Source organism: Xanthomonas sp. DAR 80977 (genome assembly GCF_041240605.1).
Classification (GTDB): domain Bacteria; phylum Pseudomonadota; class Gammaproteobacteria; order Xanthomonadales; family Xanthomonadaceae; genus Xanthomonas_A; species Xanthomonas_A bundabergensis.
Genome location: NZ_CP162487.1, coordinates 4,374,930 through 4,400,885 on the forward strand (window position 1 = coordinate 4,374,930; position 25,956 = coordinate 4,400,885).

General features: G+C 70.4%; 22 protein-coding genes and 1 riboswitch. Of the genes, 2 read left to right on the plus strand and 20 right to left on the minus strand.

Annotated elements, in window-relative coordinates:
• Window positions 1–14: 14 nt before the first annotated feature.
• The 17 genes from kdpC to AB3X10_RS18700 form a co-directional block, all read right to left on the minus strand.
• Window positions 15–650 carry a potassium-transporting ATPase subunit KdpC gene (gene kdpC / locus AB3X10_RS18620; protein WP_369976907.1) on the minus strand — a complete coding sequence of 212 codons (636 nt, stop codon included), beginning with the start codon at window positions 648–650 and terminating at the stop codon, window positions 15–17.
• Between the two features lie 43 nt (window positions 651–693).
• A complete protein-coding gene (gene kdpB / locus AB3X10_RS18625) occupies window positions 694–2,754 on the minus strand; it encodes a potassium-transporting ATPase subunit KdpB (RefSeq protein ID WP_369976908.1) in 2,061 nt (686 codons plus the stop codon).
• Between the two features lie 10 nt (window positions 2,755–2,764).
• A complete protein-coding gene (gene kdpA / locus AB3X10_RS18630) occupies window positions 2,765–4,600 on the minus strand; it encodes a potassium-transporting ATPase subunit KdpA (protein WP_369976909.1) in 1,836 nt (611 codons plus the stop codon).
• Between the two features lie 16 nt (window positions 4,601–4,616).
• Window positions 4,617–4,709 (minus strand): potassium-transporting ATPase subunit F, encoded by a 93-nt coding sequence (locus AB3X10_RS18635; protein ID WP_046977662.1) that lies wholly within the window; start codon window positions 4,707–4,709, stop codon window positions 4,617–4,619.
• A gap of 18 nt (window positions 4,710–4,727) precedes the next feature.
• Complete coding sequence (locus AB3X10_RS18640; RefSeq protein ID WP_369976910.1) at window positions 4,728–5,456, minus strand: TorF family putative porin; 729 nt, start codon at window positions 5,454–5,456, stop codon at window positions 4,728–4,730.
• 181 nt (window positions 5,457–5,637) lie between these two features.
• Complete coding sequence (locus tag AB3X10_RS18645; protein ID WP_369976911.1) at window positions 5,638–7,215, minus strand: CocE/NonD family hydrolase; 1,578 nt, start codon at window positions 7,213–7,215, stop codon at window positions 5,638–5,640.
• A gap of 446 nt (window positions 7,216–7,661) precedes the next feature.
• A complete protein-coding gene (thiL, locus tag AB3X10_RS18650) occupies window positions 7,662–8,636 on the minus strand; it encodes a thiamine-phosphate kinase (protein WP_369976912.1) in 975 nt (324 codons plus the stop codon).
• A gap of 120 nt (window positions 8,637–8,756) precedes the next feature.
• Window positions 8,757–9,236: a transcription antitermination factor NusB gene (nusB, locus tag AB3X10_RS18655; protein ID WP_369976913.1), complete on the minus strand. Its 480-nt coding sequence runs from the start codon at window positions 9,234–9,236 to the stop codon at window positions 8,757–8,759.
• A complete protein-coding gene (gene ribH, locus AB3X10_RS18660; RefSeq protein ID WP_145705423.1) occupies window positions 9,233–9,700 on the minus strand; it encodes a 6,7-dimethyl-8-ribityllumazine synthase in 468 nt (155 codons plus the stop codon). The genes nusB and ribH overlap by 4 nt, the downstream gene beginning before the upstream one ends.
• Before the next feature lie 117 nt (window positions 9,701–9,817).
• Window positions 9,818–10,948, minus strand: coding sequence for a 3,4-dihydroxy-2-butanone-4-phosphate synthase (gene ribB / locus AB3X10_RS18665; RefSeq protein WP_369981891.1), 1,131 nt, complete (start codon window positions 10,946–10,948; stop codon window positions 9,818–9,820).
• Between the two features lie 99 nt (window positions 10,949–11,047).
• Window positions 11,048–11,647 carry a riboflavin synthase gene (locus AB3X10_RS18670; RefSeq protein ID WP_369976914.1) on the minus strand — a complete coding sequence of 200 codons (600 nt, stop codon included), beginning with the start codon at window positions 11,645–11,647 and terminating at the stop codon, window positions 11,048–11,050.
• Window positions 11,648–11,725: 78 nt separating this feature from the next.
• Window positions 11,726–11,900, minus strand: a riboswitch (FMN riboswitch).
• 353 nt (window positions 11,901–12,253) lie between these two features.
• Window positions 12,254–13,324 carry a bifunctional diaminohydroxyphosphoribosylaminopyrimidine deaminase/5-amino-6-(5-phosphoribosylamino)uracil reductase RibD gene (gene ribD, locus AB3X10_RS18675; protein ID WP_369981893.1) on the minus strand — a complete coding sequence of 357 codons (1,071 nt, stop codon included), beginning with the start codon at window positions 13,322–13,324 and terminating at the stop codon, window positions 12,254–12,256.
• A gap of 29 nt (window positions 13,325–13,353) precedes the next feature.
• Window positions 13,354–13,830, minus strand: coding sequence for a GNAT family N-acetyltransferase (locus tag AB3X10_RS18680; protein WP_369976915.1), 477 nt, complete (start codon window positions 13,828–13,830; stop codon window positions 13,354–13,356).
• A gap of 6 nt (window positions 13,831–13,836) precedes the next feature.
• Window positions 13,837–14,367, minus strand: coding sequence for a transcriptional regulator NrdR (gene nrdR, locus AB3X10_RS18685; protein WP_046979536.1), 531 nt, complete (start codon window positions 14,365–14,367; stop codon window positions 13,837–13,839).
• A 105-nt stretch (window positions 14,368–14,472) separates the two neighbouring features.
• Entirely contained in the window at window positions 14,473–15,726 is a 1,254-nt protein-coding gene (gene glyA, locus AB3X10_RS18690; protein ID WP_369976916.1) for a serine hydroxymethyltransferase, read from the minus strand.
• Window positions 15,727–15,850: 124 nt separating this feature from the next.
• Window positions 15,851–16,315 (minus strand): RcnB family protein, encoded by a 465-nt coding sequence (locus AB3X10_RS18695; RefSeq protein ID WP_369976917.1) that lies wholly within the window; start codon window positions 16,313–16,315, stop codon window positions 15,851–15,853.
• A gap of 254 nt (window positions 16,316–16,569) precedes the next feature.
• On the minus strand, window positions 16,570–17,484 hold the full coding sequence (locus AB3X10_RS18700; protein ID WP_369976918.1) for a helix-turn-helix transcriptional regulator: 915 nt from the start codon (window positions 17,482–17,484) through the stop codon (window positions 16,570–16,572).
• Window positions 17,485–17,618: 134 nt separating this feature from the next.
• On the opposite strand from AB3X10_RS18700, the gene AB3X10_RS18705 reads away from it, so the two are divergent.
• Together AB3X10_RS18705 and ettA are read left to right on the plus strand one after the other, a co-directional pair.
• Window positions 17,619–19,112 (plus strand): MFS transporter, encoded by a 1,494-nt coding sequence (locus AB3X10_RS18705; RefSeq protein WP_369976919.1) that lies wholly within the window; start codon window positions 17,619–17,621, stop codon window positions 19,110–19,112.
• A 146-nt stretch (window positions 19,113–19,258) separates the two neighbouring features.
• On the plus strand, window positions 19,259–20,920 hold the full coding sequence (gene ettA / locus AB3X10_RS18710) for an energy-dependent translational throttle protein EttA (RefSeq protein ID WP_145705407.1): 1,662 nt from the start codon (window positions 19,259–19,261) through the stop codon (window positions 20,918–20,920).
• 117 nt (window positions 20,921–21,037) lie between these two features.
• On the opposite strand, the gene AB3X10_RS18715 is transcribed toward ettA, so the two are convergent.
• From AB3X10_RS18715 to AB3X10_RS18725, 3 genes are all read right to left on the minus strand, one after another.
• Complete coding sequence (locus AB3X10_RS18715) at window positions 21,038–22,087, minus strand: hypothetical protein (RefSeq protein ID WP_369976920.1); 1,050 nt, start codon at window positions 22,085–22,087, stop codon at window positions 21,038–21,040.
• Between the two features lie 61 nt (window positions 22,088–22,148).
• Window positions 22,149–22,799, minus strand: a complete 651-nt coding sequence (locus tag AB3X10_RS18720) for a hypothetical protein (RefSeq protein ID WP_369976921.1) — start codon at window positions 22,797–22,799, stop codon at window positions 22,149–22,151.
• A 309-nt stretch (window positions 22,800–23,108) separates the two neighbouring features.
• Complete coding sequence (locus tag AB3X10_RS18725; RefSeq protein WP_369976922.1) at window positions 23,109–25,955, minus strand: protein kinase domain-containing protein; 2,847 nt, start codon at window positions 25,953–25,955, stop codon at window positions 23,109–23,111.
• Window position 25,956 lies beyond the last annotated feature (1 nt).

Sequence of the window (25,956 nt, forward strand, 5' to 3'; positions counted from 1 at the left end):
TTGGGCCGCCGGCACTACGGCTTTTGTGTTTCCCCATTCCCGATTCCCGTCTCCCCATTCCCGGCTTCATCCAACGCCATGTTCAGCGCCAACACATTCACCCGTGGCTGGCCGAGCACGCCGAACTGGCGCGGCTGCGCCTGCGCGGCGACCAGCGCGGCGACGGTGGCGGCCGGCAGCGCGCGCGCCTCGGCCACGCGCGCCACCTGCTGCTGCGCGGCGGCCACGCTGATGTCCGGATCCAGGCCGCTGCCGGACTGGGTCAGCAGGTCGTCCGGCACCTGCGCCGGGGCGACGCCGTCGCGTGCGGCCAGCGCCGCGCGCGCGTCGGCGATGCGCTGTTGCAGCTCGGGATTGCTGCGCGCCTGGTTGCTGCCGGCCGCGGCCATCGGGTCGAACTTGGCCGCCGACGGACGCGGCTGGAAATAGCCGGGCGCGGCGAACGGCTGCGCGACCAGCGCCGAGCCGCGCACGCGGCCATCGCGCTCGAGCAGGCTGCCGTTGGCCTGCGCCGGGAACAGCGCGCCGGCGACCACGGTAGACAGCAGCGAATACAGTGCGGCGGCGCCCAGCACCAGCAGCGGCAGCACCACCGCCGCGCGCCAGCGCAGCGGTTCGCGATAGGAAGCAGAAACCGGGGAAACGTTCATCGCGGGAGATCCGGAAAAATGAAGCGGAAGATCGGCGCCGGGCTCAGCCCAGCGCCACCAGCAGCAGGTCGATCAGCTTGATCCCGACGAACGGCAGCAGCACGCCGCCGACGCCATAGATCAGCATGTTCCGGCGCAGCAGCGAGGTCGCCGTGGCCGGGGTGAAACGCACGCCGCGCAGCGCCAGCGGAATCAACGCCGGGATCACCAGCGCGTTGAAGATCAACGCGGCCAGCACCGCGTGCACCGGGCTGGACAGGCGCATCACGTTGAGCGCCGCCATCTGCGGGATCGAGGCGGCGAACAGCGCCGGCAGGATCGCGAAATACTTGGACACGTCGTTGGCCAGCGAGAACGTGGTCAGCGCGCCGCGGGTGATCAGCTGCTGCTTGCCCACTTCCACCACCGCCAGCAGCTTGGCCGGATCCGAATCCAGATCGACCATGTTGCCGGCTTCCTTGGCCGCCTGCGTGCCCGAGTTCATCGCCAGGCCGACGTCGGCCTGCGCCAGCGCCGGCGCGTCGTTGGTGCCGTCGCCGACCATCGCCACCAGCCGCCCGCCGGCCTGCTCGGCGCGAATGCGCGCGAGCTTGTCTTCCGGCGTGGCCTCGGCGATGTAGTCGTCGACGCCGGCCTCGGCGGCGATCGCCGCGGCGGTGAGCGGGTTGTCGCCGGTGATCATCACCGTCTTCACCCCCATCGCGCGCAGCCGCGCGAACTTCTCGCGCACGCCGTGCTTGACCACGTCCGACAGCTCGACCACGCCGAGCACGTGGCGGCCCTCGGCCACCACCAGCGGCGTGGCGCCGCTGCGCGCGACCTGCTCGACACGGCCCTTCAACTCGGCCGGCACCTGCCCGCCCAGCGCGGTGACGTGGCGGATCACCGCATCGGCCGCGCCCTTGCGGATCGAACGCGGCGGCTGTTGCCCCTGCGCGGGCAGGTCCACGCCGGACATACGGGTCTGCGCGGTGAAGGCGACGAAGCTGGCGCCGTCCGGATCGGCCGGCGGCAGGCCCTGCTCGCGCGCCAGGCGCACGATCGACTTGCCTTCCGGGGTCGGGTCGGCCAGCGAGGACAGCATCGCCGCCTCGCGCAGCTGCGCCGTATCCACGCCGCTGAGCGCATGGAACGCGGTGGCCTGGCGGTCGCCGTGGGTGATGGTGCCGGTCTTGTCCAGCAGCAGCACGTCCACGTCGCCGGCCACTTCCACCGCCTTGCCCGACTTGGCCAGCACGTTCGCCGACAGCGCGCGGTTCATGCCGGCGATGCCGATCGCCGGCAGCAGCCCACCGATGGTGGTCGGGATCAGGCACACCAGCAGCGCGATCAGCAGCAGCGGATCGATCTGCACGCCGACGAAGCCGGCGATCACCGGCAAGGTCGCGACCACGATCAGGAAGGTCAGGGTCATCGCCGCCAGCAGCATGGTCAGCGCGATCTCGTTCGGGGTCTTCTGCCGGTTGGCGCCCTCGACCAGCGCGATCATGCGGTCCAGGAAGCTGTGGCCGGGCTCGGCGGTGACCTTCACCACGATCTCGTCGGACAGCACCTTGGTGCCGCCGATCACGCCGGAGCGGTCGGTGCCGGCCTCGCGCAGCACCGGCGCCGATTCGCCGGTGACCGCGGCCTCGTTGATCGTGGCCACGCCGTGCACGATCTCGCCGTCGGCCGGGATCAGTTCGCCGGCGGAGATCACCACCAGGTCGCCGGGTTTCAGCTCGGCGGCGGGAATGCTGGTTTCGCCGTCCAGTTGCGCGCTGCCGACGCGGCGCGCCACCAGGTCCTTGCGCGCGCGGCGCAGCGAGGCGGCCTGGCCGCGGCCGCGCGCCTCGGCCACCGCTTCGGCGAAATTGCCGAACAGCACGGTGACCAGCAGGATCGCGGTCACCGCCCAGCCGAACGCGGGCGCGCCCTGCCCGGCCACGGTGATCAAGGCCGACAGCAAGGTGCCGGCGAACACCACCGCCATCACCGGGCTGCCGAGCAGATGGCGTGGCGAGAGTTTCAGCACGCTGGCGCGCAGCGCCGCGCGCAACGCGGGGCCGTCGAGCAGACCGGGCTTGTGGACGGGGGAAGAGGCTTGCGGAAACGGGGTGCTCATTGTCGTCGTCTCAGTGCGCGGCCAGGGTCAGGTGATCGGCGATCGGGCCCAACACCAGTGCCGGCGTGAATTGCAGAACGGTCAGGACCGCGATGACCGCGATCAGGGTCAGCGCGAAGGTCGGCGTCTCCACCTGCAGGCTGCCGCCGGTTTCCGGCGCCACCCGCTTGCGCGCCATCTGCGCGGCCACGATCAGCGGCACGATCAGCGCCGGATAGCGGCCCAGGATCAGCACCAGCGTGCAGGTCAGGTTCCACCAGGAAATGCCGTCGCCGAGGCCCTCGAACCCGGAACCGTTGTTGGCGAACGCCGAGGTGTACTCGTAGAACACCTGGCTGATGCCGTGGAAGCCGGGATTGGAGGTGGCGGTGATCGCCGCCGGCATGGCCAGGGTCAGCGCGGTGAAGCCGAGCAGCACCAGCGGTTGCAGCAGGATCAGCAGCGCCAGCAGGCGCACCTCGCCGGCCTCGATCTTGCGGCCGAACAGCTCCGGCGTGCGCCCGGTCATCAGCCCGGCCAGGAACACGCTGAGCAGCAGGTACACCAGGAACTGCTGCAGGCCGCAGCCGATGCCGCCCCAGATCGCGTTGACCAGCATGTTGACCATGGCCACGCCGCCGGTCAGCGGCGCCAGCGAATCGTGCATCGCATTGACCGAGCCGTTGGAGGTCTGCGTGGTCAGCGACGACCACGCCGCCGACGCATCCACGCCGAAACGCACCTCCTTGCCTTCCATCAGCGCCGCGCTCGCGGTGCTGGCCGAATGGCCTTCGGACCACACCGACACCGCGGTGGAGGCCAGCGACATCGCCAGCATGCTGCCGAACACCAGCGCGGTGAATTTGCGCCGGCCGGTGAACGGGCCGACCATGAACGCGATCGCCACCGGGATCAGCACGATCGCCAGCGTTTCCAGCAGGTTGGAGAACGGGGTCGGATTCTCCAGCGCCATCGCGCTGTTGGGGCCGTACCAGCCGCCGCCGTTGGTGCCGAGCTGCTTGATCGCCACCATCGCCGCCACCGGGCCGAGCGGGATCTTCTGCGTCGCCATGCCGGCGCTGGCATCCAGCGGCGTCGCCACGGGGCCGGCCGCCAGCGTCGACGGCACGCCCTGCTGGGTCAGCAGCACGGTCCACAGCAGGCACAGCGGCAGCAGGAAACGCAGCGTCGGCCGGATCACGTCGGCCCAGTAGTTGCCGACGTCGGCGTCGTCGGCGCTGAGCGTGGTGTGCTGCATTGGTGCTACAGCGGTTGCGTGCTGCCGTCCATGGCGCGACGGCGTCGGCTCCGGATCCTCCTGCCCGGCCATCCATGGCCGGGCGCTCCCGTTCGCAGCCGATGCCGATAGGGCATCGGCTGAGCTTGCGACCGCTCGCCCACCGAACAGCGCGCGCAGCGTCGCCACCACCAGCGCCAGGCCCATCATCGGGGTCACGAACTGCAGCCCGACCACGCCCACCGCCTGCGACAGGTAGGACAGCTGCGCCTGGCCGGAATAATGCTGCTGGTCGGTGTTGGTCAGGAACGAGACCATGGTGTGCAGGGCCACGTCCCAGCGCAGGTTCGGCACCGCATCGGGATTGAGCGGCAACCACGCCTGGGTGACGAACAGCGCGAACACCAGCACGCCCAGCACCAGGTTGCTGGCCAGGAACGCGCCGGCATAGCCGCGCCAGCTCATGCCGCGCGCCGGATCGGTGCCGAGCAGGCGGTACAGCGGGCGTTCGATCCAGCCGAACAGCGCGTCGCCGCGCATCGGCGCACCGCGCATCACCTTGGCCAGGTACAGGCCCAGCGGCCAGCCCAGCAACAGCGCCAGTGCGTAAACAAGCAATGTATCGATCATGGAGGCAGCACTCGGCTCAGAAGTCTTCGGGACGCAGGATCACGTACAGCAGGTAGCCGGCGGCGACGATCACCGCCACGCCGCAGATCAGCGATAGCCAGGTCGGCATGTCATCTCTCCTCGGGACTCAGAAGGTGGCCTGCAGCGCGGCTTCGAAACGCGCGCCGGCCATGTCGGGGAACAGCCGCTCGGCGGCGCGATCGGTGTCGTGCGCGGTCAGCCGCAGCTCCAGCCCGGGGCCGCCCTGGCGGCCGCTGGGCAGGGTGAACACTGCGCTGACCAGGCCGTGGCTGTAGCTGTCGGCGTAGCCGCGGGCCAGCCAGTAGTGGCCCACTGCCGCCTCGACGCGGACGCGGTCGTTGAAGGGATAGCGCGCACCGAGCTGCGCATAGGTGCCGGTGCTGTCGCTGGCCAATGCGTCGTCCGACCAGCCCAACTGCGCCCATACGCGCTGCTTCCAGGTCACGGTGGCGCCCAGCTCGGTCCAGTTCAGCGCGGCGGCCGAGGGGTACTGGTAGCGGGTCAGGTTCGCGTCCCAGGCCCAGTCCGGGGTCCACTGGCCGCGCCAGCCGAGCACGCCGTCGACTTCGGTGCTGGCGTGCGGGGCGCTGTCGAACGAGATCGACGACGCCCACAGCGATGCATACGCACCGTTGTCGGCAGCCAGGGCCAGACCGGCCTGGACGGCGGGATCGCCATCGCTCTGGGTGCTGCCGCGCCAGACGTAGTCGCTGGTGAGCGTGGCATTGCCGCTGACGCTGGCGGCGTGCGCGCAGGCGGCGCCGGCCAGCAGGGAAAGCGCAAGCGCGCCGCACGACACGGGCCGGCGGGCGCTGCGGGAAAACGGGGAGAACATGAGCTGAGGTCCAAGGGCGGAACCGTTCCGCCGACCTGGTCATGTTCCGGCGCGGGGCCGTAAAGTCGCTATCGGCCGACGCCGGGGGCGGCGTAAATTCCGCGTAATTTCTGCTGCCGCACGGGCGTGGCGAGGCGCAGGGAAGGCCGGCCTTGCGCCGGCCTTCCCCTCGAACGCCTTGTCAGTGCAGCGGCACGCTCAGGCGCGACGGCGCCGACGCTGGCGAACTGAAGCTGACGCTGCCGCCGAAGCGGCTGGCCGAGGTGTAGCGCGGATCGGTGGTGTCCACCACCAGCACCAGGCGGTTGCCGGCCGGAATCTCGGCGGCGGTCGCCTGCAGCGGCAGGTCGATCGTGGTCGCCACGCCCGGGGTCGCGTTGCGCAGCGAATACGGCGCATGGCTGAGCAGTTGCGCCACGCCGAGGCCGTTCATGCTGTACAGGTAGGCGAACAGCGAGACGTTGGCCTGGCTCGGGGTCACCGTCACCCGCAGCGACGGGCTGCCGGCCAGGCGCTTGGTGCTGGCGAGCACCGGCCCGCTCCACACCGCGGCGCCGTTGCGGTCCACCAGCGGGATCGAGGTGGTGACCGGCTGGCCCAGGCCCTGCAGCAGGCCGCTGACCAGCAGCACGCCCGAATCGGCCAGGGTCGGCACGCCGGTGGCGATGCGGTGGCTCCAGCCGTTGCTGGCGCCACTGCTCAGCGCGCCGGTCGCGATCAGCCCGCTCGGGCGGGTCAGGGCGTAGCTGGTGGCGCCGGCCTGAACGCTGTTCCAGTCGGCATAGCGCAGCCAGGTGCCGCCGAGGGTGGCCAGTTGCACCGGCTGCTCGCTGTCCACGCCGTTGGCCTGGCCCTTGAGGTAATGGTCGAACCAGCGGGTGGTCTCGGCGTAGACCTCGTTTGGCAGGCCGAGCGCACCCGGCAGTTCGGCGGTGGCGTGGTCGCCCTGGCTGAACATCAGGTGCTTGGGCACGCTCAGGCGGTTGTACAGGTCGATGTACTGGTTCGGCGGGAACAGGCCGTCGTTGAACGCATTGGCCATCAGCACCGCGGGGCCGTTGCGGTTGAGCGCCTGCACCTCGTTGATCACGCTGCGCTCGCCGGCCTTGGGCAGGAAGCCCTGCACCGCGCCGTCGTAGTCGCCGAGGGCGACCCGCGCGCTGATCTGCGCCAGGTCCGGGCCGGGCCGGCCGGTGATCGCGCCGGACGCCACCAGCAGGTCCACGCCCTGCTGGCTGACCGTGGCGTTGGCGTACAGCGAGGCCTGCAGGTCGGCCCAGCCGCTGAGCGCGGCCACCGCCTTGATCCGCGGATCGCGCGCGGCGGCGAGCAGGCTGGTGCCGGCGCCGTAGGAAATGCCGGACACGCCGATCGCCCCGGCATTGGCCGGCGTATTGGCCAACGCCCAGTCGATCACCGCGCTGACGTCCTCCACCGTCGGCGACCCGGCGATGTCGATCACGCCGGCCGAATCCCAGAACCCGCGCGAGGTGTAGCTGACCACCACGTAGCCGTCGCTGGCCAGCTCGCTGGCGCGGCCCACGTATTCCAGGTTCGGCAGCGACCAGCTGGCCGGCATCACCACCAGCGGGAACGGCCCGGCGCCCTGCCCCTGCGGCACCAGCACCAGCGCGCCGAGCTTGGTGCCGTCCCAACTGGAGATGGTCTGGTATTGCTTGCTGAAACCGCCGGCGAAGGCGGCGGCGGAGAACAACAGCATCGCGCACAGGGCGATGCAACGGGACACGGACGTACGCATGTACTGCCTCCCAAGCGGCGCCGGACCGGAATGGCCCAGCTGCCAGAAACGGTTCCGGGTACGCGACGTGGGGAGTCGAGCCGCGACCATACCAGCAGGTACGGACAAGTTCACGCCGCAGTGCGGCACGGTATGGTGGCGCCCTCGTGGCCGTCCATGGAGCGCCCAGTCAGCTCCTCATCCGTCCCTGCGGGACCTCTTCCCAATGGGAAAAAAAGCAACCGTGGTGCGCCTTAGCCCCTCTCCCGTCGGGAGAGGGGTTGGGGGGTACGGCGCGAAGCGCCTCGCAGAGGTGGGGGCACGAGGCTGCGCCCGTACCCTCATCCGCCCCTGCGGGGCACCTTCTCCCGAGAGGAGAAGGGAACGGCCGCGCTAGCCTTAGCCCCTCTCCCACCGGGAGAGGGGTTGGGGTGAGGGTCCGGCGCGAAGCGACTCGCGGATTTCCCCTACCCGGCGAAATGCTGGTAGCCGCGCCGCGGCGGCTGCCACGGCTGGCCGTGCGCGTCGCGCACGACGATGCCGTTGCCGGCGACGATGCGGCCGATCGGCGTGGCCTCCTCGCCGATCGCCTGCAGCGCCTGCACGATGGCCGCGCGCTGCGCCGGCGCGGCGGTGAAGCACAACTCGTAGTCGTCGCCGCCGCCCAGTTGCCAGGCATGCACCTGCGCGGCGCTCGCCTCCGCCGGCGCGGCGACCGCCGGCAGCGCGTCCAGCCGCAGTTCGGCGCCGACGCAGCTGCGCACGCAGATGTGCTCCAGGTCGGCCAGCAAGCCGTCGGAGATATCGACGCAGGCGTGCGCCAGGCCGCGCAGGCGCAGCCCGGCCTGGACCCGCGGCGACGGCCGCAGCAGGCGCTGGCGCAGATGCTCGTGGACCGGATCGGCGGCCGCACGCGTCACGTCCAGGCGCCCGGCCTGCCACAGCGCCAGCGCCGCGGCCGCCTCGCCCGGGCGCCCGCTGACCCAGATGTCGTCGCCCGGCTGCGCGCCATCGCGGCGCAGCGCCGCGCCGGGCGCCACGCTGCCGATCGCGGTGACCGACAGCGACAACGGCCCCCGCGTGGTGTCGCCGCCGGCCAGCACGATCGCGTGCGCGTCGGCCAGGGCGAAGAAGCCGTCGGCGAAGGCGTCGATCCAGCCCGCATCCTCGTGCGGCAACGACAGCGACAGCGTGCACCAGCGCGGCTGCGCGCCCATCGCGGCGAGGTCGGACAGGTTCACCGCCAGCGTCTTCCAGCCCACATCGGCAGGCGCGGTCTCCGCCGGAAAGTGTACGCCGGCGTTGAGCGTGTCGGTGGTGATCGCCAGTTGCTCGCCCGGCGGCGGCTGCAGCAGCGCCGCATCGTCGCCGATGCCCAGCGGCACGTCCGCATGCGTCCCGATCCGGGCACGCAGGCGATCGATCAGGTCGAATTCGGGCATTTGTGGGGCCGGGATTGGGGATTGGGCATTCGGGATTGGCAAAAACGGGGCAACGGCCGTGGCCCGGACAGGAATGCCGCTCCTGCGAATCCCCAATCCCGAATGCCGAATCCCGCGCCGCTAGGCGCCGCCGGCGCCGCCCGACTCCACCGTGCGCCATTCCAGCGCGGCGCGGTCGAGCACGCCGTTGACGTAGGTGTGGCCGTGTTCGGAGCCGAAACGCTTGGCGGTCTCGATCGCTTCGTTGATCACCACGCGGTACGGCACGTCGTGGCGGTGCAGCAGCTCGTAGGCGGCCAGGCGCAGCACCGCGCGCTCGATCGCGTCCACTTCCTCGACCGTGCGGTCCAGGTAGCCGACCAGCGCCGCATCCAGCTCGGCGCGGTGCTTGAGCACGCCCTCGACCAGGTTCTCGAAATAGACCAGGTCGGCGATCTCGTGCGCCTGCTCGTGCGCGAACTGCGCGATCACGTGCTGCGCGGTGCCGCCGGCGATCTGCCAGGCGTAGATCGCCTGCAGCGCACGCCGGCGCGCGCGCGAACGCAGCACCGGATCGACGCCGTCGCGGCGGACATGCTTGTGGCCAGCGGGCTTGTTCACGGCAGCAGCTCCAAAAGATTGACCATTTCCAGCGCGGTCAGCGCCGCTTCCTCGCCCTTGTTGCCATGGCTGCCGCCGGCGCGCGCCTCGGCGTCCTCGACCTGCTCCACCGCCAGCACGCCGTTGAGCACCGGGATGCGGAAGTCCAGCGACACCCGCAGCAGGCCTTCGGCGCAGCCATCGGCCACGTGCTCGTAGTGGCGGGTGTCGCCGCGGATCACGCAGCCCAGCGCGATGATCGCCGCGTGGCGGCCGGCGGCAGCCAGGCGCGCGGCGGCCAGCGGCAGTTCCCACGCGCCAGGCACGCGGATCACGTCCACCGCGTCGTCGGCGATGCCGTTGCCGGACAGGCTCTCGCGCGCACCGGCGACCAGCACGTCGGTGATGCGCGCATTCCAGCGGCTGGCGATGATCGCGAAACGGGCCGCGGCAGGAGCGCGGAGGTCGCCTTCGTAGTGGGTCATGGCGGTGGCGGGTTCAGGGGGTGGGAGAGTTTAGCAGGCGGCTTGCCTGGGACTCGGGACTCGGGACTCGGGACTCGGAAGAGCTTAGAGCACGGCGAGCGCGTGCCAGCGGAGGAATCAGCCTTTTCCGGGTCCCGGGTCCCGAGTCCCGAGTCCCGGCTCCACGTGTTCCACCACCTCCAGCCCGAACCCGGCCAGGCCGACCTGGCGGCGCGGGGTGCCCAGCACGCGCAGCTTGCCCAGGCCCAGGTCGGCCAGGATCTGGCTGCCGGCGCCGTTGCGCCGCCACTGCCCCACGTCCTTGCTGTTGGCGGCCACGTCCGGCTGCTTGCGCAGCCGCGCCAGCAGCGCCTGGCTGTCGCGCGGCGCCGACAGCACCACCATGACCCCGCTGTCGGCCGCGGCGATCGCGCGCAGCGCGTCGCTGGCGGCCACGCCGAAATCGTCGCGGCGCCAGTGCAGCAGGTCGGCCAGCGGGTTCTCCACCTGCACCCGCACCAGGGTCGGCGTGTCCGCGTCCGGGGTGCCGCGGACCAGCGCGAAATGCAGGTCGTGGGCGATGCGGTCGCGGTAGGTGACCAGGGTGAAGCCGCCGAATTCGGTCTCGATGGCGCGCTCGTCGATGCGCTCGACGGTGTGCTCGGTGGCCAGGCGGTAGGCGATCAGGTCGGCGATCGAGCCCATCTTCAGCCCGTGCAGGCGCGCGAATTCCTCCAGCTGCGGGCGCCGCGCCATGCTGCCGTCGGGATTGAGCACCTCCACCAGCACCCCGGCCGGCTCCAGCCCGGCCAGCAGCGGCAGGTCGCCGGCGGCCTCGGTGTGGCCGGCGCGGGTGAGCACGCCGCCGGGCTGGGCGATCAGCGGGAAGATGTGGCCGGGCTGGCTCAGGTCGTGCGGCTTGGCGTCCGGCTTGACCGCGGTGCGCACGGTATGTGCGCGGTCGTAGGCGGAAATGCCGGTGGTGACGCCCTCGGCGGCCTCGATGCTGACGGTGAAGTTGGTGTGGAACTGCGCGGTGTTGTGCTGGACCATCGGCGCCAGCCCGAGCTGCGCGCAGCGCTCGCGGGTCAGCGACAGGCACACCAGGCCGCGCGCGTGGGTGACCATGAAATTGATGTCCGAGGGCTTGACCAGCTCGGCGGCCATGATCAGGTCGCCCTCGTTCTCGCGGTCCTCGTCGTCGACGATGACCACCATGCGGCCGGCGCGGATTTCCTCCAGCAGCTCGGGGACGGGGGCGAAGTTCAGGCTGGGGGTGGTGGATGGCGACATGAGGGACTCGCAGAAGACGGAAGGCGCCGCCGCGGGCAGCGGCGACGATGCGGCAGGCGACAGGCGCGGCGGAACTCAGTCCTGGCGGCCGTGCAGCAGGCGTTCGACGTAGCGCGCGACCAGGTCGATCTCCAGGTTCACCGCCGCGCCGACCGCGGTGTGCGCGAATGCGGTGTGCGCCACGGTGTGCGGGATCAGCGCCACCTCGAAGCCGGCGTCGTCGACGTCGTTGACGGTCAGGCTGACCCCGTCCACGCAGATCGAGCCCTTCTTGGCGATGTAGCGCAGCAGCGCCGGTGGCGCGGCGAAGCGCCAGCGCTGCGCGCGCGCATCGTCATGGACCGACTGCACCGTGCCCAGGCCGTCGACATGGCCGCTGACCAGGTGCCCGCCGAGCCGGTCGCTCGGGCGCATCGCCCGCTCCAGGTTCAGCGCCGCGCCTTCGGCGAGCGCGCCGAGCGTGGTCAGGGCCAGGGTTTCGGTGGACGCGTCGGCCTGGAACGACGCCGCGTCGAAGGCCACCACGGTCAGGCACACGCCGTTGACCGCGATGCTCTCGCCGAGCTGCACGTCGGCGAACGGCAGGCTGCCGGTGGCAAAGGTGAAGCGGATATCGCCGCCCTGCGGCTGGCGCGCGGCCAGGCGGCCGACGCCTTCGATGATTCCGGTGAACATAAACGTTTCTCGCAAGCATGGTGAGCGAAAAACGCCACAAGGCATACAGGCGCACGCACAGCCGCGAGGCTGCGCGAAGGCCGTCTTCTTTCATCCGGACTATACCGTCGGCTCCGGCATCGGACCGGATCTGCTGACCTTGCGCACTCGACCCCGCACCTGCGTGCCGGTTCCGACTGCCCAAGCGCTCGCGGGCTCGTGCGCGAACGCACCTACCGCCGGTGGGGAATCGCACCCCGCCCTGAAGACGTTTGTGGTTGCCGGCGAACCGGCGTGCGCATTCTAGCAGGGCTCGGCCGGGCGGCCGCCGGCGCCGGCGCCTCGCGGATGGGACATAGCGTCGCGGCGAAGGCGGCAACCTTGTGCGCCGCGCCGCGCGCATGCCGAGCGCTGCGCAGGCATCGGGCGCCGTCGCCAGCCGTCCGAGCATCGGCGAAAGGGGACCTTGTCCGGAAGCGGGCGTCGCCGGCATGCCGTACGCCATGGCGCGCCCGCTGGTCGAACCTGCACGCGCGCTACGCACCGCGCCGGTCGAACCAATGAACCCCGCACATCGCCGAACGGGCCGGCCGGGATCGGCCAGGTACTCTCGACCCAGCGCCGCGGCTAGGCGGCGTCCGCCGCCACTGGACGCAGCAGCAGGCGCAGGTCGTCGCCGACCTGGCGCGTCTCCAGCAACTGCAGCGGTACGCGCTGCGCCATCGTGTCGATGCCCAGCCCCGCCAGCAGCGGGCGCGCGTCGCCGCCGAGCAGCAGCGGCGCCAGGTACAGCAGCAGTTCGTCGACCAGGCCGGCCTGCAGCAACGCGCCGCTCAGGGTCGCGCCGGCCTCGACCTGGACCTCGTTGATGCCGCGTTCGGCGAGCAGGCGCAGCACCTCCTCCAAGTCGAAGCGGCCTGCCTGCAGCGCAACCGCGGCGAACTCGGCCCCAGGCAGCGGCGCCGGCGCCAGTCCCGGCGCATGCAGGTACAGGGTCGGCGCCGCGCCGTCGCGCACCTTGGCCTGCCGCAGCGTGCGCAACTGCGCATCCAGCACCACGCGCAAGGGCGGCACGACCTCGGCGCCGTCGTCCAGGCGTGCGGTCAGCGATGGATCGTCGGCCAGCACGGTGCCGGCGCCGGTGAGGATGGCACCGGCGCGCGCGCGCCAGCGCTGCACGTCCTGGCGCGCGGCCGCGCCGGTGATCCACTTCGATTCGCCGCTGGCCAGCGCGGTGCGCCCGTCCAGGCTGGCGCCGAGCTTGACCCGCAGCCACGGCCGGCCGCGCTCCACCCGCGACAGGAAGCCGCGGTTGAGCGCTCGCGCCTGCGCCTGCATCAGCCCCGCGCCGACCGCGATGCCGGCCTCGCGCAGCAGCGCGAAACCGCCGCCGTTGACCTGCGGGAACGGGTCGGCCATCGCCGCCACCACCCGCGCCACGCCGGCCTCGATCAGTGCCAGCGCGCACGGCGGGGTACGTCCGTAGTGCGCGCACGGCTCCAGGGTCACGTAGGCGGTGGCGCCGCGCGCGCGCGCGCCGGCGTCGCGCAGCGCGAACACCTCCGCATGCGGGCCGCCGGCGCGCTGGTGGAAGCCTTCGCCCACCACCTCGCCGTCGCGCACGATCACGCAGCCGACCATCGGGTTGGGACGCGTGGTGTAGGCGCCGCGCTCGGCCAGGCGCAGCGCCTGCGCCATGTAGCGATGGTCGTCGGCGCAGAACTCGCTCACGCCGCCGCTGCGCCCGCGTCGATGCGCATCACCGTCACCTGCAGCGGCCCCAGCGGCAGTTGCACATGCGGCTGCCAGCCCAGGCCCTGGTAGTACGGCACCAGCCGCGGTTCGCAATACAGGTACAGCGGACCCGGCTGCAGCCGCGCCGCGGCCTGCACGCAATGCGCGACCAGTTGCGCGCCGACGCCGCCGCTGCGCGCCTGCGGGCGCACGTACAGCGTCGCCAGCCACGGCGAGAACTGGCGGATGCGCGCATCGTCGTTCTGCAGCAGGCTGACCGAGCCCAGCCAGTCCTCGCCGTCCAGCGCGATCCAGCTGGTCGGGATGCGGCTGTCGCAGCGATGGCTGCGCAGGTCGGCCTCGGCCTCGGCCAGGTTCCACTCCGGCAGCAGCTCGCCGAAGGCCTGCAGGTGTGCGCGGGCCAAGGCCGGAATATGCTGCGGCGCCTCGGCCAGGCAGACGATACGCATGCCGGCTCAGCGCTTGCCGGACTTGTCGGCCGGCTTGTCGGCGCGGACCAGCTCCAGCAGCGGCAACTGCTCGCTGCCGACCGGCAGTTCGCGCTCGAGCTTCTCGATCTCCTCGCGGAAATCGGCCACGTCCTGGAAGCTGCGGTAGACCGAGGCGAAGCGCACGTAGCCGACATGGTCGAGCTTGCGCAGCTCGGCCATCACGTATTCGCCGACCCGGATCGACGGCAGCTCGCGCTCGCCGGACATGCGCAGCTGGTGCACCACCGCGCGCACCGCCGCCTCGATCTGCTCCTCGGCCACCGGCCGCTTCTGCAGCGCGCGATCGAAGCTGGTGCGCAGCTTGCGCGCATCGAAGGCCTCGCGGCCGCCGTCGCTCTTGATCACCGTCGGCAGCTTCAGCTCGATCGTCTCCAGCGTGCTGAACCGCTCGCCGCACGCCTCGCACTCGCGGCGGCGACGGATCGTCGCGCCGTCCTCGGACACGCGCGAATCGATCACGCGGGTGTCGGTGTGCTGGCAGAAGGGGCAATGCATCAGGGGCGGGGATTTGGGATTGGGGATTGGGGATTGGGAAAGGCAGGATCGCCGGGAACCAGGCTTTTCGCCAATCCCGAATCCCCAATTTCCAATCCCGGCCGCTCAGCCATACACCGGATACTTCCTGCACTGCGCCGTCACCGCCTCGCGCACGCGGGCGATGACCGCGTCGTCGGCCGGGGCGTCGAGCACGTCGGCGATCCAGTTGGCCAGGTCGACGCTGTCCTGCTCCAGGTAGCCGCGGGTGGTGATGGCCGGGGTGCCCAGGCGCAGGCCCGAGGTCACGAACGGCGAGCGCGGGTCGTTGGGCACCGAGTTCTTGTTGACGGTGATGTGGGCCTTGCCCAGCGCCGCTTCCGCGTCCTTGCCGGACACGTCCTTGCCGATCATGTCCACCAGCATCAGGTGGTTCTCGGTGCCGCCGGAGACGATCTTGTAGCCGCGCGCGATCAGGGTCTTGGCCATCGCCTGCGCGTTCTTCACCACCTGCTGCTGGTAGTCCTTGAACTCCGGCTCCAGCGCTTCCTTGAACGCCACCGCCTTGGCCGCGATCACGTGCATCAGCGGACCGCCCTGGATGCCCGGGAACACGATCGACTGCAGCTTCTTGACCAGGTCCTCGCTGGCGCCCTTGGCCAGGATGATGCCGCCGCGCGGGCCGCGCAGGGTCTTGTGGGTGGTCGAGGTGACCACGTGCGCATGCTCCAGCGGGCTCGGATACACGCCGGCGGCGACCAGCCCGGCCACGTGCGCCATGTCCACGAACAGCACCGCGCCGACCTTGTCGGCGATGGCGCGGAAGCGCGCCCAGTCGATCTTCTGCGAATACGCCGAGAACCCGGCCACCACCATCTTCGGCTTGTGCTCCAGCGCCAGCCGCTCGACTTCGTCGTAGTCGATCAGGCCCTGCTCGTTCACGCCGTACTGCACCGCGTTGAACAGCTTGCCGGAAGCGTTGACCTTGGCGCCGTGGGTCAGGTGGCCGCCGTGGGCCAGCGACATGCCCAGGATGGTGTCGCCTGGCTGCAGCAGCGCGAAGTACACCGCCTGGTTGGCCTGCGAGCCCGAATGCGGCTGCACATTGGCATAGTCGGCGCCGAACAATTGCTTGACCCGGTCGATCGCCAGCTGCTCGGCGATGTCGACGAATTCGCAGCCGCCGTAGTAGCGCTTGCCCGGGTAGCCCTCGGCGTACTTGTTGGTCAGCTGGCTGCCCTGGGCTTCCATCACCCGCGGGCTGCAGTAGTTCTCGCTGGCGATCAGCTCGACATGGTCCTCCTGGCGGCCGGCTTCGGCGGCGATGGCCTGGGCCAGTTCGGGGTCGTAGGTTTCGATGCGGGCGTCGCGCGGGAACATCGGGTCTCCGGGGGCATGGACAAAAGGCAGACCGCTAGTTTAAGCCCCGCGCAGGTCCGGCGGCGAACCAAAACGACGACGGCCTCCCGGAGGAGGCCGTCGTGGCGTGCGTTGCGGCCAGGATTCAGCGGCCGTTGAGCACCAGGTCGGCGATGATCCCGCTGGCGATGGCGACCATCAGCAGGTTGCCGCGGTCGTCGCGCACCCAGCGGTAGCCGTACGGCGGACGCCGCACCTGGTAACGGTCGTAGTCGTAGACCACGTAGTTGGGACCGTAGTAGCGCTGGCCGCGGGCCCACGGCGGCGGGCCCGGAGGACCCGGACGGTAGTAGACGACGTCCGGGCGGCCGCGGTAGCCGTCGCGATAGCCCTGGCTGTAGTAGCGGCGATCGTCATGGCGCTCGCGTTCGCGCCAGTAGCGGTCGCGATCGCGGTCGCGGCGGTCGTAGTCGCGGCGGTCGTGATCGCGGTCGTGCCAGCCGCGCGGGTCGCGGTCGTCCCAGCCGTCGCGGGCATACGCCGCGGGCGCCATGAAACCCAGCGCCAGCAGGGACGAAAGGGCAAGGGTGGCAATGCGTTTGATGTTCATGGCTGCTCCGTCACTTTTGGTGTCACGACTGCATTAATGCGCTTGTCGTCTGAACCGCTTCCTGCTGGAACCGGTTACGTATTCAGCTTTCCCGAAACGGGTAAGCGCGCATTACGTTTCGGCCCTCTTTTTCCTGTCCACAACGGCCTTTCGACGTGATCGGCGGCACCGGCGCGGGCCTGTCCGCCGCAACCCGGCACGCACCGGCCATCTGCGCCGTCCCAGCCCCCTGGTCCCGGACTGCGCACCTGCGCTCAGTGGCGGTGGGCCGGCGCGGCAACCCCGGCCGATTGCGCATGCAGTTGCAGCAGCGCGGCCCGCGCCGCCTCGTCGGCAGGCAGGTACACCACCAGCCGATTGCCGTTGCGCGGTGCCGACCACCAGTTGACCTGCTGCAGGTGCAGTTCGCCCGCCTGCGGGTGGTGGAAGCGCTTGAGCTGGTTTTCCACCCCCCTCACCTCGCGCCGCTGTTGCCACAAGGCATCGAACTCGGGCGAGGCGGCGCGGTAGCGCGCCAGCAGGCGCTCCCAGGCCGGCTCGCCCAGATGCTCGCCCATGGCGGCACGCAACAGCGCCACCATGTGCTGCAGGACGTTGTCCCGATCGGCCAGGCGGGCGCGCCAGTGCGGGTTGGTGAACGCCTGGTAGACGCAGTTGCGATCGGCTTCCGGCAGATCCGCCAGGGTCACCCCCATCAGCCGCTCGAAGGCCGGGTTGGCGCCGAGGATGTCGAAGCGCGGACTCTGCAGCATCGCCGGCCAGGGGCCGAGCTGATCGAGCAACATGCGCCCGGTGTCGGTCAACGGCTCGCACAGCGGCTGCAGCCGGGGCGCCGCATCGCCCAATCCGGCCAGCGCCAGCACGTGGCCGGTTTCCACATCCGAGCACTGCAAGGCGCCGGCGATGGCAGTCAGCACGCGTGCGGAGGCGCGCACCGGCCGTCCCTGTTCGAGCCAGGTGTACCAGGTGACGCCGACGTCGGCGAGCGCGGCCACCTCCTCGCGGCGCAGGCCCGGCGTGCGGCGCCTGCCCGCACGCGGCAGGCCCAGCCGCGCCGGATCCAGGCTCTCGCGGCGCGCCCGCAGGAAGGCGCCGAGCGCGCGCGCGCGTTCGGCCGCCAGCGCAGCACCGTGCGCGGCAACGGCGCCACCGCCCGCCGCATCGACCATGGGATTTACCCGCTCACCCAGCATCTCGCTCTTCTCCCTGTTCCACCGCGGCGCTCCCAGCCACAGGCAGGAAGCGCCAGTACCAGGATAAATAACTACTTGTACCAGTTTAAGAGGTTCGCATACTGCGCGCCATGACCACGCCCTCCGCTCCCGCCACCACGCCCCATTCCCTCGACCGTCTCGACCGGCAGCCGCCCGCATGCGCCTGCCCCAGCGCCTCGCCGCCGACGCTGGGTGCCTGGGGCCTGGCGATCCTGCTGCTCGGGCAGATGCTGCCGCTGATCGACTTTTCCATCATCAACGTCGCCCTCGGTTCCATCGCCCACACGCTGCACGCCTCGGCGACGGCGCTGGAACTGATCGTGGCGGTGTACGGCGTGGCGTTCGCGGTGGGCCTGGCCGCGGGCGGGCGGCTGGGCGACAACCTGGGCCGGCGCCGCGTGTTCGCCGCCGGCGTGCTGCTGTTCGCGGTGGCCTCGCTGCTGTGCGGGCTGGCCGGATCGGTGGCCGCCCTGCTCGCCGGCCGCGTGCTGCAGGGCCTGGGCGCGGCGCTGGCGGTGCCGCAGATTCTCGCCACCATCCACGTCAGCCTGCGCGGCGCGGCGCATGCGCGCGCACTGGCGCTGTACGGCTCGCTGGGCGGGATCGCCTTCGTCATCGGCCAGGTGCTGGGCGGCACCCTGGTCACCGCCGACATCGCCGGTTCCGGCTGGCGCGCCATCTTCCTGATCAACCTGCCGTTCTGCGTGCTGGCGCTGGCGGGCCTGCGCGCGGTGCCGGAGACGCGCGCGGCGCGGCGGATGCCGCCCGACCTGGCCGGCGCCGGGTTGCTGGGGCTGTTCCTGGCCTGCCTGCTGCTGCCGCTGGCGCTCGGCCCCACGCTGCACTGGTCGGCGCCGTGCCTGGCGGTGCTGGCCGCGACCGTGCCCTTGCTGGCGGCGCTGGCCCGCACCGAAGCCTGGCAGGAGCGCCGCGGCCGCGTGCCGCTGCTGCCGCCAGCGCTGCTGCGCCTGCCCAGCGTGCGCTTCGCGCTGCTGCTGGGCGCGCTGTTCTTCGCCTGCTGGAGCGGCTTCATGTTCGTGCTCGCGCTGACCCTGCAGTCGGGCGCCGGGCTGTCGCCGCTGCAGTCGGGCAATGCCTTCATCGTGCTCGGCGTGGCGTACTTCTGTTCGGCATTGCTCAGCGCGCGCGGGGTGGCCCGGTTCGGGCTGCTGCCGACGCTGCTGCTGGGCTGCACGGTGCAGATGCTGGGCCTGCTCGCGCTGGCCTGGACCCTGCACGCGGTGTGGCCGCATCCCGGCTGGCTCGCGCTGGCGCCGGCGACGGCGCTGATCGGCGCCGGACAGGCGTGGATCGTGGCCTGCTTCTACCGCATCGGTCTGTCGCAGGTGCCGACCGAACATGCGGGCGCGGGCAGCGCCATGCTCTCCACCGTCCTGCAGGCGGCGATGGGCCTGGGCCCGGCGGCGCTGGGCGCGGTCTACGCGCGCGCGCGCGGCGGCGGCAGCCTGGCGGCGATGCAGGCGGCATTGGGCAGCGAGTGGCTGGCGATGCTGCTGCTGGTGGCGTGCACGCTGGTCTACCGGCAGCGCCAGCGCCGCTTGGTACGCGCTGCGGCGACCTGAACCCAGCCGCTCCCGGCACCGCTCCGGCAAGCAGCGCATGCAGGCCGGCGGCCGACGTGGCTACGCCGGTGCCGCTATAATCGCGCACATCCATTTCGCGCCTTCCGGCCCCGGCCGGCGGGCGTCCTGCGCCTTCCGGAGACCCCATGTCGCAATACATCTACACCATGAACGGCGTCAGCAAGACGGTGCCGCCGAAGCGCCAGATCATCAAGGACATCTCGCTGTCGTTCTTCCCGGGCGCCAAGATCGGCCTGCTCGGCCTCAACGGCGCCGGCAAGTCGACGGTGCTGAAGATCATGGCCGGCGTGGATACCGATTTCAGCGGCGAAGCGCGCCCGCAGCCGGGCATCAAGGTCGGCTACCTGGCGCAGGAGCCGGAGCTGGACCCGGCCAAGACCGTGCGCGAAGCGGTCGAGGAAGGCGTCGGCGAAGTGCTGCAGGCGCAGGCCGCGCTGGACAGGATCTACGAGGCCTATGCCGAGGAAGGCGCCGATTTCGACAAGCTCGCCGCCGAGCAGCAGCGCCTGGAGGCGATCCTCGCCGCCGGCGATGCGCACCTGCTCGAGCAGCAGCTGGAAGTGGCCGCCGACGCGCTGCGCCTGCCGCCGTGGGACGCGGTGATCGGCCCGCTGTCGGGCGGCGAGAAGCGCCGCGTGGCGCTGTGCCGGCTGCTGCTGCAGAAGCCGGACATGCTGCTGCTCGACGAACCGACCAACCACCTGGACGCCGAGTCGGTGGAATGGCTGGAGCAGTTCCTGGCGCGCTACACCGGCACCGTGGTGGCGGTGACCCACGACCGCTACTTCCTCGACAACGCCGCCGAATGGATCCTGGAACTGGACCGCGGCCGCGGCATCCCGTGGAAGGGCAACTACACCGACTGGCTGATGCAGAAGGAAGAACGCCTGAAGCAGGAAGACAACCAGGAGAAGTCGCGGCAGAAGGCGATCCAGAAGGAACTGGAGTGGTCGCGGCAGAACGCCAAGGGCGGCCGCACCAAGGGCAAGGCGCGCCTGGCGCGGCTGGAAGAACTGCAGTCGGTGGACTACCAGCGCCGCAACGAGACCAACGAGATCTTCATCCCGCCGGGCGAGCGCCTGGGCAATGCGGTGCTCGAGTTCAAGCACGTCACCAAGAAGTTCGGCGACCGCCTGCTGATCGACGACCTCAGCTTCCTGGTGCCGTCCGGCGCCATCGTCGGCATCATCGGCCCGAACGGCGCGGGCAAGTCGACGCTGTTCAAGATGATCACCGGCAAGGAGAAGCCGGACTCGGGCGAGATCGTGCTCGGGCCGACGGTGAAGCTGGCCTACGTGGACCAGAGCCGCGACAAGCTGGAGGGCAACCACAACGTGTTCCAGGAAGTCTCCGGCGGCCTGGACATCCTCAACATCAACGGCGTGGAGATCCAGTCGCGCGCCTACATCGGCCGCTTCAACTTCAAGGGCCAGGACCAGCAGAAGCTGGTCGGCACCCTGTCCGGCGGCGAACGCGGCCGCCTGCACATGGCCAAGACCCTGCTGCAGGGCGGCAATGTGCTGCTGCTCGACGAACCGTCCAACGACCTGGACATCGAGACGCTGCGCGCGCTGGAAGACGCGCTGCTGGAGTTCCCCGGCAACACCTTCGTGATCTCGCACGACCGCTGGTTCCTGGATCGCATCGCGACCCACATCCTGGCGTTCGAAGGCGACTCGCACGTGGAGTTCTTCCAGGGCAACTACCGCGAGTACGAGGCCGACAAGCGCCGCCGCATGGGCGACGACGCCGGTCCGAAGCGGCTGCGCTTCAAGGCGCTGAAGTAGGCTGACAGCAAAGCTGCCCACCGCTTCCGGATCGGGCGTGAAAGCAAAGGGGTGGGCACCTGCTGTGCCCACCCTGCGTCGACTGTCCGGGCCAGGTCCGTCGCGGCCGCGACGCGATCACGGCAATCCCAAGTCGCGCTTGAGTGCGCCCGATGGGGGTGGGCCGGCAACATGGACGACGCGGCCCGCCGCATCGGTCTGCAGCCATGTCGGCGCGCCCTGGCTATCGCTCCCCGACCAATGGGAAATGCCGATCAGACGCACCCTGCCCGCGTTGGCCTGGGGATTGATCCCGATCCGGGGATTGGCCTTGACCGTGTACTTCGTGACGGGCGCGCGCGTTGCGCAAGCGTTGTACTGCGCAACGTTGCCGGGAGCGCAGTGCGTGCCGCTCTGGCGCGTATTGCAGGTCCCGTTGGAGCAGGACGTCTCGTAGGTAGGCGCCTGTGTGGCACAGCTTGTGTAAACCATCACTGTGCCGGGGATGCAGGTCATCTCGGCCGTGGCTTCGGCCTGGCCAGCCACCGAGAAATCGCTGTCGGCCGGATCGCCGATCGTGGCCTCGACGATCGTCCCATCGATTCCTTCGCCGGCGAGCCGCTCCTCCAGCAAGGTGTCGTAGCCTCCTCCCGAACTCATCCACATCGCGCGCACCAGCGATCCCTTGCCGTCAACGACGAATGGTTCGAGGTTCCATACCTTGAGGGGCAGATGGACGTAGGTGCGCCCACCGATCTCGCGCAGGCTGGCGGCCCCGGACGCCCGCGAGACCTTGCTGTTCGCCTCCCCCACCCGTACGACTTCCGCGATCGCCGGCATCAGCCTGGACTGCAATTGCTGCACCCGCGCAGTCTGCGCAGGCGCGCGGACCGCGCCCTTCTCCGCCTTCAGACTTGCCTTGACATGACTCAGCCCGGGTGAAACTTCCAGCGTGGCGCCCTCATGGCCAGCGAGCTCGAAACCAAGCCGCAGCACGGAACGGTCGCTGTGGAAATCGGCCTGCCAGTCGCATGGGGTGGCCGCGCACACCTGCTTGCGGCCGCTTCCTTGCAACAGGAAGACCTGCGCACCGACCGGAGCGGATTCGAGCCTGATCGACTTGGCCAGCTGCGCGTCTGCCGCTCCCGCCGCCAGTGCCCCGCAGATCGACAGGAAGACCCCGCTCAACTGGAACCTGGACACGACGCCCCCCCGCCGTCCAGGCCCGTGGACAGTCCCATCACCATGGTCATAGCAATCCCGCAGCCAGCAGGTTGTTGCGCATGAACACCTGCAGTTGCCCCATCTCCAATGCCGCCGTCCACGTGCTCTGCGCCCAACGCGTATGCGTGATCCGCTCGCAGGCACTACGGATCGGCGCTAACGCGATTTCGGTCATACCAAACGAAAGGACGCCCAACAGCGCCCTGTTGCCGCCCTCCACGCTGTTCTGGCATTCCGCCTGCACTTTGGCAACGACCCGCACCTGACTGCGCTTGGCATCCAGCTCCTTCACCGAGATGACGTAGAAGAAACGATGCGGCGATGGCTGGTCGTAAGCGGAAATGCCCGGCAGCAGCATGGCATCGCGGGTGGCGAAGATCAGCCCGTTCTTCTTGTCGACCTGCTCGACATTGAGCTGGGCCTGGCTCGCCGAGACGCTGGCAACACGGAAGACATCCTCGAATCCAGCCTCATAGACCGCGACCTTCATCGCCTCCGCCGGCACTTCATTGCCCGACACCGCTTGCGACAGGTCGGGAAACGCCTCACGGGCGCTGCTCTGCAAGGGCCGGTTCGGCGTTGACGCGCAACCGGAAAGCGCGAGCATGATCGCCAGTCCGCACGCGATCGCGACGTGCGGACGATTCGGCTTGAATCGGCTGTTCCTGTATTTCATGTGTACTCCTAGGTTGTCCAGTCAACGAAATCACGGTTGGCCAAGCTGCACGGCTGAGGACTGCCACCGGCGGCGGCCAGTCCCTGCAGCCTCATCTGCGGGAGCGACCTCGGCCTGCCAGCGCCGGGCTGGATGCGGCCGTCCGGTGGAAACTGTTCATGGTTTGCTTGCTCCGCTGACGGGCCGGCCGGAACGGGGCCCTGTACCTAGACATCCGCAAAACAGGGCCATGAACTGCCAGGCAGGCCTGCCATGCCGGCACTTCCGCCAAAAGGAATGTGAATGTTGCTGGTGCGGCTCGCGCCGGGGTCAGCGGCGGATCGCGACCGCCGTGTCGTCGAGCGCCGCGACCAGCAGCAGGCGCGCGCGTCCGGCGAGGTCTTCGCGCCGCAGTTCAACGGCCGCCAGATGGCGTGCCTCGGCACACTCCGTCGGGGCGGCGGGCGCAGTGGCGCATGTGGCCCGCACATACGGGGCCAGGGCCTGACCGTAATAGAGCGGGTGATGGCGGGCCTTGGCCTGGATTTCGTCCAGTGCGGCACGCGCGGCTTCACGCGCCTGATCGACCCGGCCCAGCTGCAGCAACGCGTTGCTGCGGGGAGCGGCAATCACTGCCGGCAAGGGGTTGTCGGCAGGCAGGCCGGCGCGATAGATCGCCACCGCGCGGTCGTAATGCGCCAGTGCGGAGGCGCCGTCGCCGACGGCGACTTCGGTGGCCGCCAGGCGACTCAGGCCACGGGCGACGTACAACGAATCGGCCCCGAGCAACCGTTCCATCGTTGCCTGCGCCTGCCGTTGCAGCGGCAGCGCGTCGTGTGGCTGGCCACGTTCGCGCAGGGTATCGGCGTAGAAGAGCAGGTTGGCCATCGCGAAGGCCGAATCGGCGCCGAACATCGCCGCGTAGATCGCCCGGCTGCGCTGAAAGTCTCTGGCGGCCTCCCGGTAGCGGCCCATGTCGTACTCGGCCATGCCCTGCGAGCACAATGCATACGCCATCTGCGCGCTGCCTTCCCCAAGAACGGGCCGGATCTGTTCGATCAGTTCGCCGAACTGCCGCAGCGCGCGTGGATGATCTCCGGACTGGCTCAGGGCCTCGGCCAGGCTCTGCTGGGTCAACAGCATTTCCTCGGTCGGCCTGCCGTAGATCCGGCGCTGCTGCGCCAGGATCTGCTCGAGCAGCGGCACCGCCCTGGCGCCGGCGCCGGACCGGCTGTAGCTCATTGCCAACAGGCTGCCCACCTGCAGGGTCTGTGCGTCGTCCGGGCCCAGGCGCTGCCGCTTCAGCTCCAGCAACCTGCTGAACCCCGCTATCGCTGCCTGGAAGTGCCCCAGGCGGAACTGCAGGTCGGCACGGCGGAACAACGGCCGTTCGCAGATGGGATGGTCATGCACGCGGCGATCGCAGATGGACTGGGCCTCGTCGGTCAGCGCCGACGCCCGCGCCGTGTCGTCGCGCTCCATCTGCAGCAATGCCAGATGGTCCAACGCCATCACCAGTTGCGGCGTGTCGGCGGCGTGGCGGCGCAGGATCACGGTGGCGCGCTCGGCCAGTGCCAACGCTTCGGCCCTGTCTTTCGCCGTGTTCTTCTGCCGTAGCGCAAACGACATGGTCTGCATCGCCTCTGCGGTTTCCGGCGCGTCGTCGCCGAAACCGGCGCGTCGACGCGCCAGAGCGCTCCGGGCCAGTTCGGCGGACTGGGGATAGTCGCCGCCATAAGCGGCCACATCGGCCAGGGTGTTTTCCACCCGCGCCAGCGCGGCATCGCGTCCGGCCAGATCCTTGCGCGCGCGCTCGGCCACCCGCCGCACCAGAGCGCCGACGTCGCGCTTCTGCGCCGGCGCGTTGGCGGGCACCACCAGCAGCTCCAGCAGGCTGTCCACGTAGGTGAGCTGGGCCTCGGACTCGGCAGCGGCCGCGCGCGCGCGTCGCGCTTCTTCCCGCGCCCAGTGCGCCTGCCACCCGGCCACGGCGACTCCGCCCAGCAAGGCCATCGCCAGCGCCGCGCACGCGGCAGCGCCCCAGCGATTGCGGGACAGGAAACGACGCAGCCGATAGCCGAGGCTGGGCGCACGCGCCTGTATCGGCCGTCTGGCCTGCCAGTGGCGCAGGTCCGTGGCCAGGGCTTCGACGCTGGAGTAGCGGCGTTCCGGCTCCGGCGCCAGCGCCTTCATCACGATCAGATCCAGGTCCCCACGCAATTGCCGCGCCCAGCGGCGCGGCGCGGCGTCGACGGTGGCACACGCGGCGACTCGCGACGGGGGCGCCAACGGGCCCGGGCTCGGCCGCCCCGGCGGCCGGCCGCCGAGCAGACGGTACAGCAGCGTGCCCAGCCCATAGACATCCATCGCGGTGGTCGGCGTGGCACCAGCGAACTGCTCGGGCGCGGCATATTCGGGGGTCAACGCGTGCAGGCCGGTAGTGGTGCGTTCGTTGTGCTCGGCATCGACCAGGGCGCCGATGCCGAAATCCAGCAAGCGGGCGTGGCCGTCGGCGTCCACCAACACGTTCGACGGCTTGATATCGCGATGGATCACCAGATTGCGGTGTGCGCAAGCCAGCGCCTCGGCCACCTGCAGGACCAGGCCGACACGTGCGTCGAGGTCGGCGTCATGGCGCTCGCACCAATCGTCGATGCGCTCGCCTTCGACCAGCGCCATGGCCAGCCACGGAGTGCCGTCGGCGGCCACGCCGGCGTCGTACAGCGGGGCGATGTAGGGGTGGCGCAGGCGTGCCAGCAAGCGCTGCTCGCGCAGGAAACGCTCACGCCCGCCCTGCGCCAGGGCGCCGAGGGTCAACAGCTTGACCGCGGCCTGCTGGTCCAGTGGCGGTTCGCACGAGACCGCACGATAGACCACCGCCATGCCGCCTTGGCCGATCGGTTCGAGCAGACGCCAGCGGCCCAGCCGGTGCCCGCCGAGATCCGCAGCAGGTCCGGCGGCGGCTTCGGCCGCCGTGACCCAGTCGTGCAGCGGACCGGTATCAAGCGGACCGCCGGTTTCCTCGTGCGCGGCCAGCAGGCGTGTCACGCATTCGCGCAGCGCCGGCGCCAGCGGGAGTTGCCGCAACCGCGGCAAGCGTTCCAGCGCGGGCAGATCGAGCAATTCGTCGAGAATCCGATCGGCCTCGTGCCAGATCTCCTTCTCGCCGGCGTCCATG

Bases quoted from the DNA above. Each gene is read 5' to 3' on its own strand.
- AB3X10_RS18700 (WP_369976918.1), bottom strand. From the start codon at position 17,484: ATGGTCGATGCGGCGGGCGGTGGCGCCGTTGCCGCGCACGGTGCTGCG.
- ribD (WP_369981893.1), bottom strand. From the start codon at position 13,324: ATGGCGCAGGCGCTGCGCCTGGCCGAGCGCGGCGCCTACACCACGCGT.
- AB3X10_RS18680 (WP_369976915.1), bottom strand. From the start codon at position 13,830: ATGCGTATCGTCTGCCTGGCCGAGGCGCCGCAGCATATTCCGGCCTTG.
- ettA (WP_145705407.1), top strand. From the start codon at position 19,259: ATGTCGCAATACATCTACACCATGAACGGCGTCAGCAAGACGGTGCCG.
- AB3X10_RS18670 (WP_369976914.1), bottom strand. From the start codon at position 11,647: ATGTTCACCGGAATCATCGAAGGCGTCGGCCGCCTGGCCGCGCGCCAG.
- AB3X10_RS18640 (WP_369976910.1), bottom strand. From the start codon at position 5,456: ATGTTCTCCCCGTTTTCCCGCAGCGCCCGCCGGCCCGTGTCGTGCGGC.
- AB3X10_RS18645 (WP_369976911.1), bottom strand. From the start codon at position 7,215: ATGCGTACGTCCGTGTCCCGTTGCATCGCCCTGTGCGCGATGCTGTTG.
- kdpA (WP_369976909.1), bottom strand. From the start codon at position 4,600: ATGATCGATACATTGCTTGTTTACGCACTGGCGCTGTTGCTGGGCTGG.
- AB3X10_RS18635 (WP_046977662.1), bottom strand. From the start codon at position 4,709: ATGCCGACCTGGCTATCGCTGATCTGCGGCGTGGCGGTGATCGTCGCC.
- AB3X10_RS18705 (WP_369976919.1), top strand. From the start codon at position 17,619: ATGACCACGCCCTCCGCTCCCGCCACCACGCCCCATTCCCTCGACCGT.
- AB3X10_RS18725 (WP_369976922.1), bottom strand. From the start codon at position 25,955: ATGGACGCCGGCGAGAAGGAGATCTGGCACGAGGCCGATCGGATTCTC.
- glyA (WP_369976916.1), bottom strand. From the start codon at position 15,726: ATGTTCCCGCGCGACGCCCGCATCGAAACCTACGACCCCGAACTGGCC.
- kdpB (WP_369976908.1), bottom strand. From the start codon at position 2,754: ATGAGCACCCCGTTTCCGCAAGCCTCTTCCCCCGTCCACAAGCCCGGT.
- nrdR (WP_046979536.1), bottom strand. From the start codon at position 14,367: ATGCATTGCCCCTTCTGCCAGCACACCGACACCCGCGTGATCGATTCG.
- AB3X10_RS18695 (WP_369976917.1), bottom strand. From the start codon at position 16,315: ATGAACATCAAACGCATTGCCACCCTTGCCCTTTCGTCCCTGCTGGCG.
- thiL (WP_369976912.1), bottom strand. From the start codon at position 8,636: ATGCCCGAATTCGACCTGATCGATCGCCTGCGTGCCCGGATCGGGACG.
- ribH (WP_145705423.1), bottom strand. From the start codon at position 9,700: ATGACCCACTACGAAGGCGACCTCCGCGCTCCTGCCGCGGCCCGTTTC.
- kdpC (WP_369976907.1), bottom strand. From the start codon at position 650: ATGAACGTTTCCCCGGTTTCTGCTTCCTATCGCGAACCGCTGCGCTGG.
- AB3X10_RS18720 (WP_369976921.1), bottom strand. From the start codon at position 22,799: ATGAAATACAGGAACAGCCGATTCAAGCCGAATCGTCCGCACGTCGCG.